Below are 14,947 nucleotides of genomic sequence, written 5' to 3' on the forward strand. Positions count from 1 at the left end.
TCGACGGCGAGCGAGGCTGCTGGGTTCAGTCTCCCTCGAGCCAGGCACGGCGAAGCCGGTCGACTTCTGCGGGGGTGACGTCGTCACGCTCGACTGCGGCTTCGATGTCCGCGTGCGTGACCGTGCCGCGTTCGAGAGCCCGCTGGAAGACGTTCTCGACGACGTCGACCGTCTCGTCGCCGTCGATCGGTCGCTGGCCGTTCCCGGTTTCGACGGTGCCCTCGAACGTGAATACGTCCCGATCCGTTTCCCCCTCGGGGAGTTCGACCGTGTACTCGAAGGTCGCCTCGGACGGTGACTCGCCGACGTCCCAGAACACCGTGACGCTCCCGTCGCACCGATCCACGGCGACCGGTTCGGGGGCGACATCGACGTCAGCAATCCCGCCGGGGACCGTCTCCCGGAGAGATACCCGATTCTGGACGTTCCGAAGCGAGACCGTTACCGGAACGGACTGGTCGGGCAAGACGTAGGTGCGGTGGATCGTGCGCGTCGCGTCGGGGCCGGCCTCGGCGGCGGTACCGTGTGATCCCTCGGCAGTGACCGCGTCGGCTCCCTCGGTGGCCGTGTCACGGTCCACGAACCGCGTCCAGACGACCAGCAGGCTCGGGAGGACGAACACGCTGGCGAGGAACGCGAAGACGATCGTGACGGCGGTGATGAGCCCGAACGACTGGAGGAACGGGAGGATGGCGACGAGCAACACGGCGAACCCGCTTGCGGTCGTCGCCGCGCTCGACAGGAGCGCGCCGCCAGTGCCGGTCACGGTCTCGTGCAGCGCCGCTGGGACCGTCTCCGCCTCCGTGAGTTCTTGGTTGAACCGCTCGCTGACGTGGAGACTGTAGTCGACGCCGAGTCCGATGGTGAGCCCGGTTATCATGCCGGTGACGATGTTGAACGGGACGTCCAGCAGCGCCATCGTGCCGAGTACCCACGTCAGGGTGAACGCGACGGGGACGATCGTGACGACGCCGAGCGAAGCGCTTCCGTCGGTGACACGGTAGGCCGTCGCGAGGACGACGAGCACCGACAGCAACGCGACGACCAGGCTCAGAAGCGCCGTCTCCGCGAGTTGGTCGGCCGTGATCTGGTTGACGATGACGTCGCCGGTCGCGATCGCCGAGACAGCCTCGCCGTCGGCGTCGGCTGCGACCCACTCCATCTGATCGCGGACGGTCTCGTCGTCGACGCCACCGTCGACGGTGACGACCATCCGGACGGCCCGGTACTCGCCGTCCTCGCGGTGGACGACGTCGGCGGCCGCCTCGGGTGCGACCCGGTAGAGTTCGTCGTAGACGGCAGTCACGTTCTCGTCGGGGACGCCGTCGCCGTCGGTGTCGGCGGCCGACAGCGTCCGGTCGAACGATTCGTCGTCCGCCGCGACGCGATCCATCACCGTGATCGGGTCGGTCACCGCGGCCTCACCGTCGGCGTACGTCTCCGTCGCCGACATGTCGCTCGCGTTCGCACGCGCCGTATCGAGCCGGTCGAGTGCCGCGGGATCGGTCACGTCGCCCCTGACGAGTATCGTGGCCGTGGTGTCCTGTCTGACGAAGTTCCGGTCCAGCGTGTCGATCGCCGTCTCCGCCGTATACGTCCCCGGCGCGATCGGATCGGGGAGGTCTTTCAGCCAGTCGGCGGGGTCCTCCGCGAGGAAGTCCGACTGTTCGAAGCTCGCGTCGATGTCCGTCGCCGCGTAGGCGCCCGTCGCGCTGACGAGGAGCGCAACGGCGATGACGACGTACGGGGCCTTCGCGGCGAGTGTCGCGCCGACGTTCAGGAGGCGGGTGACTGATCCGCCCCCGGTTCCGACGGCGGGTTTCATCCGGTCGATCCCCCACCCTTCGAGCAGTTCGTCGAGTTCGATTTTGAGGGCGGGGACGAGGAGACCGAAGACGAGCAGCGTGGCGACGATCCCGATCGCGCTGACGATACCGAGTTCCCGAAAGACCGCGAGCGGGCTCGTGAGGTTCGAGAGGAACCCGATGACGGTCGTCGTGGTGACGTAGACGAGCGCGACCCCGACGCTGCCGAGCGCGACGGCCATCGCGCGACTGGGGGGCGTCTCGCCGGCCTCACGCTCCTCGCGGTAGCGCATCACGACGTGGAGTCCGTAGTCGATGGAGAGTCCGATGAGCAAGACGAGCACGACGATGAACGGCTGGCTGAACGCGATGTCGAACCACCCCATCGCGCCGAACGTCCACACGAGAACGAGCGCGATCCCGAGGAGACCGAGCAGGACGTCGAGCGGGTCCCTGTAGACCACCACGAGCACGAGCAAGACGAATGCGACGGCAAGCGGGCCGACCAGCAGAACGCTGTCGACCATCGAGTCCACGATTTCCGTGGACACGATCCCATCACCGTAGACCAGAACGGACATCGAGTCGTCGTCCGTCGCCAGCGCCGTCATGGCGGCCTGTGAGTCTTCGATCGCATCCGGCGCGTCGCCCGGCGCAAACGATCCGCCCGGCGTTTCCTGGGTCACGACGAGCAGCGTCGCGTTGGTTTCGGTCGACCCCGGCTCGTAGTAGTCGGGCATGAAGGCGAGTGCCCGCGTCGACTGGCTCGAATCTTCGGCGAGTACGTCCGCAGCGAGCGTTTCGACCTCCGAGTCGTTCAGCGACTGCAGTCCCTCGATCTGGGTCTCGATATCGGGGTCGAGGTCGGCTAGCTCTCGCCTGTCCTCGGAGAGATTCGCGTACTCCTCGGCAAGTATCCGCTTCGTGACGGGTTCCGTACCGTCTCTCGTCCCGTTTTGGGCCGCACCCGTCGCGTTTCCCTCGGTCGTCGCGTCTCCACGGGTCGGTGCGTTTTCGTCAGTCGCGCCGCGTCGTTCCTCGACGGCGTCCGCGAACAGCGCGTACTCCTCCGCAGTGAGGTTCACGGACGTGTTCGCGTCGACGGCCGCGAAAGCGGGGCGGACGCTAGCGTTTGGGTTACGGCCGAGCGAATCGAGGGCATCCGCGAGGGCCGCCTCCGTGCTGGCGAGTTCGCGCTCGCGGGTACGAAGCTCACCGGCCCGTTCGTCGCGAATCGCTGCGGTCGCGACGAGGTTCGCGACGCTGCGGATAGAGTCGTTCTCGACGAGCGTCCCGTCGACCGTCTCGTTCGTCCGGAGCGCTCGCTCGTATTCGAGCATCGAAACGAGCGTCCCCTTATCGAGGACGTCGTCGTCTCGGACGAGGACCTGTGCGGACGTCGTATTCGCCGTTTCGCTGGAGAAGTTTTCGTCGGCGTAGTCGAGGGCGTCAGCCTCCGCGGCGTCAGTCTGGAACTGGTCGAGCGAGGTCGAGCGTTCGACCATCGGAACGCCGGCAGCGACGGCCGCGGACACGACGACCATGACCGCAACGACGAGTCGCGCGTTGGCGGAGATCCACCCGCTCGTATCGGACATTACCGCGGACTCACCCCCGGGTCCGCGGACGTGGGCGGGAACCGGGACACAGCAGTCACTCCACCGTGATCGACGCACGTTCGCCTCTCGAAAACGTAACTACGGACGACGTGAGAACGCGAGTTCGGTCCGTCTATCGCCACGTATTCCCGGGGTACCGACATTACGTGGCTGTATACGCCTCGGCTGGTTAGTGTCCAGTACGAATATTCGAGGGACCAGCTAACATATTCGTACTCGGCGCTATCGTACGCGTCCCGTTACGGAGACCTACCGACGATGCCACAGGCGAAACTCACGATCGACATGCCGGACGATACCTGGATCGGGGACATCTCGACCGCCCATCCGGACGTCGTCTTCCAGGTCGTCACGAGTATCCCCGGCGACGGAACCGGGATCGGGCTCGTTCGACTCGTCGCGGCCGATCCACTGCCCATCATTACCGACATCCAGACCCGCGACGACGTCGAGGACCTCGAATTACTCTGGAAACACGACGACGAAGCGCTTCTCCAGATCCAGACGGTGAATCCGCTTCCGCTCCTCCCGGTCTGGCGGGCCGGCGTGCCGCTCAAGATGCCCTTCGACATCCGGGATGGGGACGCCACGTGGGAGGTGACGACGTCGACGAGTCGGCTCTCGAGCCTCCGCGACCACCTCGACGACCTGGGGATCAGCTTCTCTATCGAGTACGTTCGCGAGATCGATGCGAGTCAGGCAGACCAGTTGTTGACCGACCGCCAGCAAGAGGTGTTGATGGCTGCGGTCGAAGCCGGCTACTATCGCGCGCCACGGGACTCGACGTTAGGCGACGTAGCCGAGGCGCTCGACATCGCGAACGCCACGTGTAGCGACGTGCTCCATCGTGCCGAGGGCCACATCATCCACTGGTTCGTCGAGGAACACGTGGAAGCGTGATCTGCCGAGTACGCGTCGACGGGTGCGTCACGCTACGGTCGTTGCCGCCGCGTTACGGCGTTCGTCGTCGACCGGGCGGACCCGAGACGTACCACGGACGTTCACGTTGCCGGTTACTTCTCTCGGAGGTCCTCCGGCGCGAGTTGGTCCCGGAACCGGGCGGTGGGGACGGACTCGATTCCGTCGGCTTCGAGCCTGCGATTTTCCTGTTCGACCCGGACGGCGAGAAGCCGCTGAATTTCTCGCATCCGAAACGCGATCGTACGGAGTTCGTCGCGTTCGGAGGTAGCCGAACTCGGGCCGCTACCGGATGGATCTGATGGGTCGCCCATGGCGTTACCAGTCCACAGGCTATTATTTAGTACCCGGGTCGAAACGGGGCGGTGCTCGGTCTACGCAGCTAGTCGTCCGTTCTTCGCCGCCGCTGCCCGCTCTTTCGGGTCGTCGTGTCGGTGGCGCGGGCGACCGTCTCCCGTCCGCTGTATTCGTCCCCGGTTTCGAGATCCCTCGTCTTCAGGGTGTCACGTGCGCGGTGTGTTTTCCCGTCGATCACGAATCCCCGTCGCCGGAAACGAGCCACGGGGCGACTGTCGCGTCGCCGTTCCGCGTCGACGGGAGCCATCGCCCGTCCTTGCCCGACGATTCGATGTCCACCCGGACGACTGGACCGCGACGTGATCGTTCGCGTCGGGTCCGTCGAAGCCCGGATTTCTGCGGACGAACCGCCGGATTCGCCGATCGGAGGGGCAACGGTATCGGGCAGGACGGCAAACGGCGTTCCATCCAGCCAGTGCGATACGAAAGAACTGACTTCGACGGGCGTCACCACCGCATCGAACGTCAGAATCGACGGCAGTGTTCCCAACTAGCAAAAAGATACTTGTCGATCGGTGGTGGGGATTCTTCTGGAAGTTCCAATGGAGAAACACGTCGAAGACGCCCTCTGTACGTCGAGTCCGTTATGAGCGATCCGCGTCCGGAGGAACCGCACGCGCAGTCACGAACCCGGTTCCGGATGGCCACGATCATCGCCCCGTCGAGCGTGTTTCTCGGCGTGCCCGGCTACCTCTCGGCGAAGACGGAAGGCTCGCTGGACGGCTCTCGGTAGCCGAGTGAACGCACTGTAGTTCACAATGACACACGATGGATCGGGTACGCGAATGGAACGCCTCGACGGCGAAAGCGAATCACGGTGAGTTCCAGCCATGAGCCTCCTACAGGTTCTCCCACTGGCCATCGTAATGATCACGGGTCCACAGATACTCTCGCCCATCTTCCTCGCCACGAGCGAACAGTGGCGGAAGAACTCCGTGGCATACGTCTTCGGTGCGTCTCTCTCGATCAGTCTCGTCGTCGTCGTCGCATATCTCCTCGGGAACGGCCTCGGCGGCGGAGGTGGTGGACTGTTAGGGGCGAGTGCAAAGCAACTGCTCTACCTCGTCGTCCTCGTCCTCCTCCTCTACGCGGCGGCGGACACCTACCGAAAGCGGAACGTGTCCAAGCCGCCGGAGTGGATGGGCAAGTTGACCAGCGCGTCACCGCGGTTCTCGTTTCGACTGGGGTTTCTCCTGCTGGGGTTTTTTCCGACCGATATCGTCACCTCAGTTAGCGTCGGAACCTTCCTTGCGGCGAACGACGCCCCGGTCACGGACGCGACCGGGTTCGTCGTGCTCACGCTCTTCATCCTGGCGCTTCCGTCCCTCGGCGTGCTCGTCCTGGGCAAGCGGGCGGAAGCCGCACTCCCGAAGATCCGCGACTGGATGAACGACAACTCGTGGATCATCTCGGAGGTGGTGATCGCGTTGTTCGTCGTCCTGACGCTCCAGAACCTCCTCGGGTAAGACATCCGTCTACAGGGTACTCGTGGGCGTGGCCGTCGTGGTCGAGGAAGCCAACGAGTGTGAGAATCCGGCCTGTTCGTTTAATTTTACAATCCGAATTTTCTGAAACGAGGTTTATAGCCGTTGACAGCATAGTGACGATCGATCATGAATGTCAACTGGACGGCAGTCGTAACTGGATTCGCCGTGACCCTCGCGTTAGGGTTCATCAGCGGCCTCGTCTACGTCGGATCGGAGGCCTCCATCGTGCTCCTGTACTGGGGCGGAATCGGACTATTCGGCGGCCTCGCAGCCGGATACCTCGCTGGCGGGACGATCGGGTCCGGTGCAACCCACGGCGGTCTCGCCACCGTCGTCGGGTCGCTGGTCCTGTTGGCCCTTGCGACGTTCACGACCCTGCTCTTCGGGGGCCTCGTCGCATCGTTCAGCGTGCTCGTACTCGGCCTGCTGATGCTCGCGTTCTACGCCATCCCCGGTGCCCTGGGCGGCGCGATCGGGTCGTGGGCGAAGCACCGCCGGGCCGCTCCGGAACCGACGGGCACCCGGGCCTGATTCGGTCACTGGCGACCCGTACCGAGTTTTTGTAGACTACGATCGGTAGATGAGTTTCATCGACGTCACGAATCGCTTCTTAATAGCCTTCGAGGAGTAAGTGGGTTCGTCGCGTCACTCCACAGGATCGGTAACGACCGGAAAGGGCTGTAGAACGGGTGTGGCCACTACCTGAAACGTTTCGGAGACAGATGAGTGCGGAATCGAAGCGGTCGAAACGGTTTCTCGTTCTGATCGGTATTCTGGTCGGACTGCTATCCGTACTGATCGTCCTGCCGTTTCTCACGTGGATTCTGATCGCCGTGATCCTGGCGTACGCGCTCGCCCCCATCAACGATCGGCTTTCACAGCGGTTCGGGGCGGGACTGTCCGCCGGCCTGTCGATTCTCGTCGGACTCTTTCTGATCGTCCTCCCGGTCGTCGTCATCCTCGGCGTCGCGGCGAATCAGGCCCGGGGACTCTTCGCGAAGTTCGAGCCCGGAGACGTCTCCCGGTTAGACGACGTCATCGCGGAACGGTTCGGCGTTCAGGTGGATATCGCGGCCCTCCAGGAGTCGTTCGGCGGCGTCGTCAGAACGGGTGCGCGAGGCCTCGCCGGCAATCTCTTCAGTATCATCGGGGGGCTTCCCGAGATTTTTATCGGATTTACGGTACTGTTTTTCGTCCTGTTCTATTTGCTCAAAGACGGCGACCAGGCCCTTGCATGGTTTCGGACGGTCTTACCACTCGAACCCGAGGTCCGAGAGGAACTGTTCGACGAGACGGATCTGTTGATCCACAATTCACTGGTCGGTACTGCCGCTGTCGCCGCAGCGCAAGCGGTCCTGCTCGGCGTTGCGTTCCTCGTTCTCGGCCTCGGGAACGTCATCTTCTGGACCGTGACGACGTTCGTCGCGGCGATGATTCCGCTCGTCGGTGCGTCGATCATCTGGTTGCCTGCATCGATCTATCTGTTCGTCGTCGGCCGCCCCCTCCCTGCGATCGTGTTGCTGGCGTTCGGAGCGGTCGTTATCAGTACCGTCGACAACGTCCTTCGTCCGATCGTCATGCGACGAGGAACGCAGCTCAGTCCCGTCGTCACAATCGTCGGTATCTTCGGTGGCATCGCACTCTTCGGCTTCGTCGGCCTCTTTATCGGTCCGATCGTCCTCGGAATGACGAAACTGATCGTCGACATACTGGTACGAGAGTATCCCGAATCGACACCGACCCGGGAGGGGTGAGCGTAGTAATCGAGGACCTCGATTCCGATATCAGACGCCGAGAATTGTCGATTCCAGTCGTCGCGAACACCCCGTGGAACGCGATCGCGACCCTCGTGTCGGGGTTCCTCTCTCGTGATCGTCACGGACATGTGTGCCCGTCGAACGACGCGTTCAGAGACGCTCCCGAGGAGATATCGTGAGAAGCCGTCCCGCAAGCTTACCGGACCGACCTCTGGACCCGCCGGTTCTCGTGGTTCGGTCGACCGTCGGTGTGGCGGGTCGCGGCCGCCCGAATGGGGCGGAGCCACGGCGTTACTCCTCGCTCTCGTATGGCTCGCCGACGGCGTCGGGCATTCGGGTCTTGCCCCACGCCGTGAGTACGACGATCACGGCCACGTACGGCAGCAGGTTGACCAACCGCGCCGAGACGTCGATGCCGACCGTCTGGAACTGGACGTTCAACATGTCGAGTCCGCCGAACAGCAGCGCCGCGACGGCCGCCCCGATCGGGTTGTAGTTGCCGAAGAGGTAGGCGACGATCGCGATCCAGCCGCGGCCGTCGACCATCGTGTCGCCGGTTCCGACGAAGTTGCCGGCGTGGGCGAGTAACACGGCGCCGCCGAGGCCGGCCATCGCGCCGGAGAACAGCACCGTCGCGTACCGAATACGGTTGACGTCGACGCCGGCAGTGTCCAGCGCCTCCGGGTTCTCGCCGGCGGCCTGGATCCAGTAGCCGTACCGCGTCCGGTAGAGGATCACCCACGCGGCCGCGACGACGAGGCCGGCCAGCGGGATCAGCGGCGATTGTCCGAACGCGATCGGATCGATGCTCGCCAGGCCGGGACTCGACCGGCTACCCCAGAGGACGGCCGCGGTGAACGGCGCGAACCCGAGCCCGAGGAACCAGACGGCCAGACCGGCGACGATCTGGTCGGCCTCGTACCGGATCACCAGCACGGCGAACGCGGCGGTAAGCAGCGTCGTGACGGCGACCGCGGCGACCATCGCGATCCAGACGTGGCCCTGCGTCGGCGTCTCCCCGCCCAGCAGGTACATCGTCGCCGCCGCGGAGAACGCGCCGAAGATCATGAACCCCTCGAGACCGATGTTGAACACGCCGCTCTTTTCGGCGTAGAGGCCGCCGACCGCCGCGAGCGCGATCGGGGTCGCCATCTCCAGCGACCGCGAGAGGAACCCGGCCGTAAAGAGGCGATCGAGCGGCACGTCGAACTCGACCGCCAGAACGGTAAACGCGACCGCGACGGCGAGCGCGAGGCCGCCGAGGCGGACCTCCGTCCGGGAGGCGTACTCGCCGACGCTCATCGGTCCGCACCTCCGAGTCCGGTCCGGCGGGCGAGCATCCGGAACAGCTCCGGCGCGGCGACGAACAGGACGACGAGCCCGACGACGCCGTCGATGAGCTGGACCGGAACGTCGCTGTTGATCTGGACGTGCGAGCCGGCCGACTCGAGCCCGCCGAACAGCAGGCCGGCGGGGACGACCCCGACCGGGTGGTTCGCGGCGAGCAGGCTGACGGCGATGGCGTCGAAGCCGTAGTTGCCGACGCCGGAGGGGTCGGTGTAGTAACCCTGAATCATGATGGCGAACACGGCGCCCGCCAGACCGGCGACGACCCCGGAGAAGGTCATCGTCGAGACGATCATCCGCCCGGCGTCGACGCCGGAATAGCTCGCGGCCGACTCCTGGTAGCCGCTGGTGACCATGTCGTAGCCGAACCGCGTCCGGGCCGTGACGAAGGCGACCCCGGCGACGACGCCGACCATCACGAGGAGGCCGACGATCGAGAGGTTCGGATCGTCGAACAGCGGCGACGGGAGGCCGACGTAGTCCGGGAGCCGCTCGGTGCGGGTCGCGGTCGCCTCCGGGTCGCCGAAGCGGCCGGCGACGAGCCAGCCGACGAACCCGATCGCGATGAAGTTCAGCATGATCGTCGTGATGATCTCGTTGGCGCCGCCGTAGGCCTTCAGGACGCCGGGCAGGGCGGCGTAGAGGCCGCCCGCGACGACGGCCGCGAGAGTGCCGGCGAGCAACAGGACGACGTTGCCGAGACCCCCGTCGGGCAGGACGGGCGCGAGGGAGACGATGGTGACGACGGTCGCGAACCCGCCGACGACGAACTGCCCCTGGACGCCGATGTTGAAGACGCCAGCGCGGAACGCGACCGCGACCGCGACGCCGGTGAGGACGAACATCGTCGAGTACCGCAGCGTCCGTGCGATCGCCCGTTCGCTACCGACCGATCCGACGACGAGGTGACTCGCGAATCGGAGCGGATCGTGGCCGGCCGCGGCCACGATCACCAGCCCGATCGCGAGCGCCAGCGCCGTCGACGCCATCGCGATGCCGATCCGCTCGAGCACCGACGCCTCGAGCACCCGATCGGCGGCGGCGTCGAGAGCGTCGCGAGCGCGGCCGGACGCGCCGCTCACGGCTGGACACCTCGGTACCGCCCCGCGTCCTCGGGTCCCGCGGCGTCCTCGCCGTCGGGGCGCCGGCCGGCCATCAAGAGCCCGAGGTCCTCCTCGGTGACCGCGTCGGGATCGACGACGTCGATGAACTCGCCCTCGTACATCACCGCGATGCGGTCCGAGAGCTTGCGGATCTCCTCGAGTTTCGAGGAGACGACGAGGATCGCCAACCCCGCGTCGCGGAGTTCGATCAGCCGGTTGTGGATGAACTCGATCGAGCCGATGTCGACCCCCCGGGTCGGGTGCGCGGCGACGAGCACGTCGGGATCGTGGCCGATCTCGCGGCCGACGATGAACTTCTGCTGGTTCCCGCCCGAGAGCGACCCGGCGGTCGTCTCGGTGTCGGGCGGCTGGACGTCGAACTCCTCGACGATCGCTTCGGCGTGCTCGTTCACCTCGGTCCAGTCGACGAACCCGTTCGAAACGTAGGGTTCGATCGTCTGGTTACCCAGCAGCGCGTTCCGGACCAGCGAGTACTCCTGGACGAGCCCCTCGGCCTGGCGGTCCTCCGGGATGTAGGCGATGCCGTCCTCGATGCGACGGCGTCGACTTCGGTCGGTGACGTCCTCGTCGTCGAACCGGATCGACCCCGCCACAACGGGGCGCAGGCCGGTGAGAGCCTCGACGAGTTCGCTCTGGCCGTTCCCCTGGACGCCGGCGACGCCAAGGATCTCGCCGGTTCGAAGGGTCAGGTCGACGCCGTCGACCTGCTCGCGGCCGCGGTCGCCGTCCACGCGAAGGTCCGCGACCTCGATGATCGGCCGTCCGTCGGTCGGTTCCCTCGAGAGCCGGTCGAACAGGACCTCGCGCCCGACCATCATGCGGGCCAGGTCCTGTTCGGTCGTCTCGGCGGCGTCGACGGTGCCGACGGCCGCTCCGTCACGTAAGACGGTGATGTCGTCGGCGATCTCCAGGGCCTCGTCGAGTTTGTGCGAGATGAAGATCAGCGACCGGCCGTCCTCCCGGAGATCGTTCATGACGTCCATCAGCCGCTCGACCTCCTGGGGCGTGAGTACTGCCGTCGGCTCGTCGAGGACGAGCACCTCGGCGCCCCGATAGAGGCTCTTGACGATCTCGACGCGCTGTTGTGCGCCGAGATCGAGCTCCTCGACCGGCGTGTCCAGGTACTGATCCACGTCGAACTCGTAGCGCGAGCAGATCGCCTCGATCCGCTCCCGAGCGGCCGCCTCGTCGACCAGGCCGCGGTCGGTCGGTTCGTGGCCCAGGATGACGTTCTGGAGGACCGTCATCGGCTCGACGAGCTGGAAGTGCTGGTGGATCATGCCGATCCCCGCCGCCATCGCGTCCCGCGGGGACTCGAACTCGCGAGGGTCGCCGTCGACGGAAATCGAACCCGCGTCTCGATCGTACAGGCCGTACAGGATGCTCATCAGCGTCGTCTTCCCCGACCCGTTCTCGCCGAGGAGCGCGTGGATCGATCCCCGCTCGACGGTCAGATCGACGTCGTCGTTTGCCACGACGTCGCCGAACCGCTTCGTGATCCCCGTAAGCCGGACTGCAGGCGGCCTGTCACTCGTAGTCATAATACGTCGGTAAACTCGTGGACATAAACTGGATAGAGGAGGTGTCCCCTCGTTAGCAGCTGGTCGGCCCGCAGGTCAGGTCGATCTCGTCGTTTTCGAACGCCGTGACGGCCTCGTCGAGATTCTCCTGGACGGCGTCGGGAAGCTCGCCCTCGAAGGCCTGGCCGACGACGAAGTCGATCCCGCCCTGCTCGATGCTGAGGTTCTGCTCACCGACGACGCGCTCGAAGTCGTCCTCGACGACCGCCTCGGCCACCAGATACGTGGCCTCGTCGAGGGCCTTGACGGCCGACCCGAGGATGACGTCCTGGTACTGGTCTTCGGTGACCGACTGGTCGACGTCGACCCCGAGCGCGAACCGGTCGTTGTCCTGTGCCGCCGAGAAGACGCCGCCGCCCGCGGCCGAGGCCGCGTGCCAGATGACGTCGGCACCGTCATCGATCTGGGACTCGGCGACGTCGTTCGCTACGCCCGTGTCCGAGAAACTGCCGCCGTAGCCGGTCAACACCTCGACGTCGTCGTTGACCCACTCGGCGCCTTCGATGTAGGACTGCTCGAACGCGTTGATGAGCGGGATGTCTTCCCCGCCGACGAACCCGATGATCGATTCGTCCGGATCGGTGGCGCTGTCCCCGTGTTCGAACTCCTGTCCGGTCATCACGCCGGCGACGACGCCAGCCAGGAACGACATCTCGTTGTTCATCTCGATCCAGCCCGAGACGTTGTCCGCGCCGTCGATCATGTTGTTGATGAGCATCCAGTTCTGGTCGGGATACTCGGCGGCGTTCGTCTCGAGCGGGTCCGTGTGGTTGTCGCCGACACAGACAATGAGGTCGTAGCCGCTCTCGGCGGTGTCGGCTTGCGTCGACTCGTACTGCGCCTCCTCGGTTTCCTCGACCGTCGTGTACTCGAGGTCGAAGTCGTTCGAGGCTTCCTCGAGGCCCTCGACGGCGTTGTCGTTGAAGGCGTTGTCGTCGAAACCAGCCGGACTCGAGATGATCGCGACTTGCGTCTCGGCGCCCTCCTCTTCGCCGCCGAGACAGCCTGCGACGGCACCGGTAACGACGGCCGCACCCGACGCAAGAACGGTCCGCCTCTCGACGTTCGTTGCTCCCGTAGACTGCCCCATCCGATCGTTGTCCCCTTCCATATATCACCAACTTTACCCAACCACCATATATTTACTCATGTCTATGTAGCTGTTTCACTACCCCTTCTTCGTCCCCCGACGTGGCGTTAGTGTTTCTCCGCCAACAACACCCACAGCGGCCTTCATCGCGTTTTGGCGTCGGCACAGTCGACGATCGCTACTCTCCCGGGGAAGGTCCCCTCAGTCCGGTCCCGAGTACGACAGTTACGACGATCGTGTCTGATATTTTTACTTTGATCCCATCCATGCCGTTCGTATCATTTTCAGTTCATGTAGGCTCACGGGTCACTCGATCCGGCGGACGACTCGGGGCCTCGTCGACCGCCGCGTGTTTCGGCTTCGTTACGGCAAGTGGCCCACACGAGACGGGCGAAGTCTACTCGTGGGTCCGATAGTCCGCCCAGAGTCCCCACACGACGAGAGCGAGTCCGAGCAGAGTCACGACCCAGAGGAGCACCCGCGTCCCGAAAAACAGATGCACGGCCTCCGGCGCGGCCCCGTACGGGCCGGGGTGGAACTCCCCTGCACCCGCCAGGCTCATCCCTCTCGCAATATGATACTGGGTGAAAAAGAAATGCCGGGCCCACGAACTCGCGACGACCGCGAGCGTTCCGAAGCCGGTCAGAATGCTCCCCGAGATGAGTTTCGAGTTCATGCGTTCCGGCGGTTCCGGTGGAGTTTTTATCTGTCGATTGGACCCGCCCGGTGGTTCACCTCGGCCCGTTCGCCGATCGACGATGGCCGGTACTGGTGGGCCGCCGGAGCGGCTACCGCCGGCCGGGACGGCGCGACGGCGTGGCGTCGGCGCTCACTCGGTTCCTCGTGTCGGCCACTGCCGCGCGTCGGATTCGGTGAACCCGAGCAGCGTCCGCCGGCGCGTCTCCAGATCGTCGAGGGAGGCCTCGAACGTCTCCTCGGAGACGGTCGGGACGTCCGCCTCGCGGAGGGCGCGGAGGTCCGGCGAGGGCGGGGGGCTGTCCGCGGGATCGACGAACGCCTCGTGTAGCGTTTCGAGGTAGTTCTCGACGCTTCTGCGGGCGTTCCGGACGACGACCTCGTTCGGCCGGTGTTCCGCCGGGACGCCGAACCGGATGAGCGTCAGGGCCTCGTCGAGGGCCGCGATTTCGACGGCCGGGGAGCGGTCGGGTCGGGCGCTGTGGAAGTAGTGGAGGACGGGATAGGCCAGGTGGTTCTCCGTGAGGACGGTGAGTTGCGTGACGACGGTGTTAAGCGGCAGGTCGAGTCCCCGAAACTCCTCGCCGTCCCAGGCCGTCCGGACGATCTCCTCGCTGCGCGTTCCGAACCCGCTGACGTTGTTGGCGAACGCGCGTTTCTGGGTGACCGCGTCGAGCACCGAGAGCGTGTACGTGACGGTCAGCGTCACGAACAGCAGTCCGCTGCCGGTCGCGAGGACGGTGACGACCTGCCAGATCCCCTCCCGGGGAGCGAAATCGCCGATGCCCAGCGTGAAGAGCGTGTAGCCGGCGAAGTAGATCCGGTCGGACCACGAGATGGGCCCGCGGTCGAGCGTGTCGACGAGGGCGCTCTCGGCCCCGGCGAAGATCAGCGTCCACCCGCTCCAGAGCAGCACGATCCACACCGTAAGACCCAGAACGAAGATCAACGGTCCCGAGAGGCTGAGCAGCCGCGAGTTCGGGGCGCCGAGCCGCCGCAGCGAGCGCCACGTCCCCGCCATCAGCCGTGACGTGAGGGGACCGGCACCCCCCTCGACCCAGAGCGTCGTCCAGAGGAGGTCGACGACGGTACCGACGAGGAGGACGACGCCGAGGGTGAGATAGCCGAGGTTCATGTCTCGCCGTTGTGGTGAGTTCCGAAGCCGTC

12 protein-coding genes are annotated in these 14,947 nt (G+C 65.5%); 5 read left to right on the forward strand and 7 right to left on the reverse strand.

Going from position 1 to position 14,947, the window contains the following annotated elements:
- Window positions 1-25: 25 nt before the first annotated feature.
- Window positions 26-3,403 (reverse strand): MMPL family transporter, encoded by a 3,378-nt coding sequence (locus tag NKG98_RS11265; RefSeq protein ID WP_254766016.1) that lies wholly within the window; start codon window positions 3,401-3,403, stop codon window positions 26-28.
- Window positions 3,404-3,682: 279 nt separating this feature from the next.
- Between NKG98_RS11265 and NKG98_RS11270 the strand changes: the two genes are divergently transcribed.
- From NKG98_RS11270 to NKG98_RS11290, 5 genes are all read left to right on the forward strand, one after another.
- The gene (locus NKG98_RS11270) at window positions 3,683-4,324 is read left to right on the forward strand and encodes a helix-turn-helix domain-containing protein (RefSeq protein ID WP_254766017.1); all 642 of its coding nucleotides are present in this window, start codon (window positions 3,683-3,685) and stop codon (window positions 4,322-4,324) included.
- A gap of 961 nt (window positions 4,325-5,285) precedes the next feature.
- Entirely contained in the window at window positions 5,286-5,432 is a 147-nt protein-coding gene (locus NKG98_RS11275; RefSeq protein WP_254766018.1) for a hypothetical protein, read from the forward strand.
- Between the two features lie 97 nt (window positions 5,433-5,529).
- Window positions 5,530-6,165: a GAP family protein gene (locus NKG98_RS11280; protein WP_254766019.1), complete on the forward strand. Its 636-nt coding sequence runs from the start codon at window positions 5,530-5,532 to the stop codon at window positions 6,163-6,165.
- 147 nt (window positions 6,166-6,312) lie between these two features.
- Entirely contained in the window at window positions 6,313-6,717 is a 405-nt protein-coding gene (locus tag NKG98_RS11285) for a DUF5518 domain-containing protein (RefSeq protein ID WP_254766020.1), read from the forward strand.
- 191 nt (window positions 6,718-6,908) lie between these two features.
- Complete coding sequence (locus tag NKG98_RS11290; protein ID WP_254766021.1) at window positions 6,909-7,940, forward strand: AI-2E family transporter; 1,032 nt, start codon at window positions 6,909-6,911, stop codon at window positions 7,938-7,940.
- 294 nt (window positions 7,941-8,234) lie between these two features.
- Here the strand turns inward: NKG98_RS11290 and NKG98_RS11295 are convergent, their stop codons facing one another.
- The 6 genes from NKG98_RS11295 to NKG98_RS11320 all read right to left on the reverse strand — a co-directional run bounded on the left by NKG98_RS11295 (window position 8,235) and on the right by NKG98_RS11320 (window position 14,915).
- Window positions 8,235-9,245 carry an ABC transporter permease gene (locus NKG98_RS11295; protein WP_254766022.1) on the reverse strand — a complete coding sequence of 337 codons (1,011 nt, stop codon included), beginning with the start codon at window positions 9,243-9,245 and terminating at the stop codon, window positions 8,235-8,237.
- On the reverse strand, window positions 9,242-10,372 hold the full coding sequence (locus NKG98_RS11300; RefSeq protein ID WP_254766023.1) for an ABC transporter permease: 1,131 nt from the start codon (window positions 10,370-10,372) through the stop codon (window positions 9,242-9,244). Before NKG98_RS11300 ends, NKG98_RS11295 begins: the two co-directional genes overlap by 4 nt.
- Window positions 10,369-11,955, reverse strand: coding sequence for an ABC transporter ATP-binding protein (locus tag NKG98_RS11305; protein ID WP_254766024.1), 1,587 nt, complete (start codon window positions 11,953-11,955; stop codon window positions 10,369-10,371). The genes NKG98_RS11300 and NKG98_RS11305 overlap by 4 nt, the downstream gene beginning before the upstream one ends.
- A gap of 52 nt (window positions 11,956-12,007) precedes the next feature.
- On the reverse strand, window positions 12,008-13,105 hold the full coding sequence (locus tag NKG98_RS11310; protein ID WP_254766025.1) for a BMP family lipoprotein: 1,098 nt from the start codon (window positions 13,103-13,105) through the stop codon (window positions 12,008-12,010).
- A 376-nt stretch (window positions 13,106-13,481) separates the two neighbouring features.
- A complete protein-coding gene (locus NKG98_RS11315) occupies window positions 13,482-13,760 on the reverse strand; it encodes a hypothetical protein (protein ID WP_254766026.1) in 279 nt (92 codons plus the stop codon).
- 153 nt (window positions 13,761-13,913) lie between these two features.
- Window positions 13,914-14,915 carry a potassium channel family protein gene (locus tag NKG98_RS11320; RefSeq protein ID WP_254766027.1) on the reverse strand — a complete coding sequence of 334 codons (1,002 nt, stop codon included), beginning with the start codon at window positions 14,913-14,915 and terminating at the stop codon, window positions 13,914-13,916.
- Window positions 14,916-14,947 lie beyond the last annotated feature (32 nt).

The organism is Salinilacihabitans rarus, from assembly GCF_024296665.1.
Taxonomy (GTDB): Archaea; Halobacteriota; Halobacteria; order Halobacteriales; family Natrialbaceae; genus Salinilacihabitans; species Salinilacihabitans rarus.

What these genes read in the sequence shown, in the direction of transcription:
- NKG98_RS11280 (WP_254766019.1), top strand. Translation starts at nt 5,530, where the DNA reads ATGAGCCTCCTACAGGTTCTCCCACTGGCCATCGTAATGATCACGGGT.
- NKG98_RS11315 (WP_254766026.1), bottom strand. Translation starts at nt 13,760, where the DNA reads ATGAACTCGAAACTCATCTCGGGGAGCATTCTGACCGGCTTCGGAACG.
- NKG98_RS11295 (WP_254766022.1), bottom strand. Translation starts at nt 9,245, where the DNA reads ATGAGCGTCGGCGAGTACGCCTCCCGGACGGAGGTCCGCCTCGGCGGC.
- NKG98_RS11305 (WP_254766024.1), bottom strand. Translation starts at nt 11,955, where the DNA reads ATGACTACGAGTGACAGGCCGCCTGCAGTCCGGCTTACGGGGATCACG.
- NKG98_RS11290 (WP_254766021.1), top strand. Translation starts at nt 6,909, where the DNA reads ATGAGTGCGGAATCGAAGCGGTCGAAACGGTTTCTCGTTCTGATCGGT.
- NKG98_RS11275 (WP_254766018.1), top strand. Translation starts at nt 5,286, where the DNA reads ATGAGCGATCCGCGTCCGGAGGAACCGCACGCGCAGTCACGAACCCGG.
- NKG98_RS11270 (WP_254766017.1), top strand. Translation starts at nt 3,683, where the DNA reads ATGCCACAGGCGAAACTCACGATCGACATGCCGGACGATACCTGGATC.
- NKG98_RS11310 (WP_254766025.1), bottom strand. Translation starts at nt 13,105, where the DNA reads ATGGAAGGGGACAACGATCGGATGGGGCAGTCTACGGGAGCAACGAAC.
- NKG98_RS11285 (WP_254766020.1), top strand. Translation starts at nt 6,313, where the DNA reads ATGAATGTCAACTGGACGGCAGTCGTAACTGGATTCGCCGTGACCCTC.
- NKG98_RS11320 (WP_254766027.1), bottom strand. Translation starts at nt 14,915, where the DNA reads ATGAACCTCGGCTATCTCACCCTCGGCGTCGTCCTCCTCGTCGGTACC.
- NKG98_RS11265 (WP_254766016.1), bottom strand. Translation starts at nt 3,403, where the DNA reads ATGTCCGATACGAGCGGGTGGATCTCCGCCAACGCGCGACTCGTCGTT.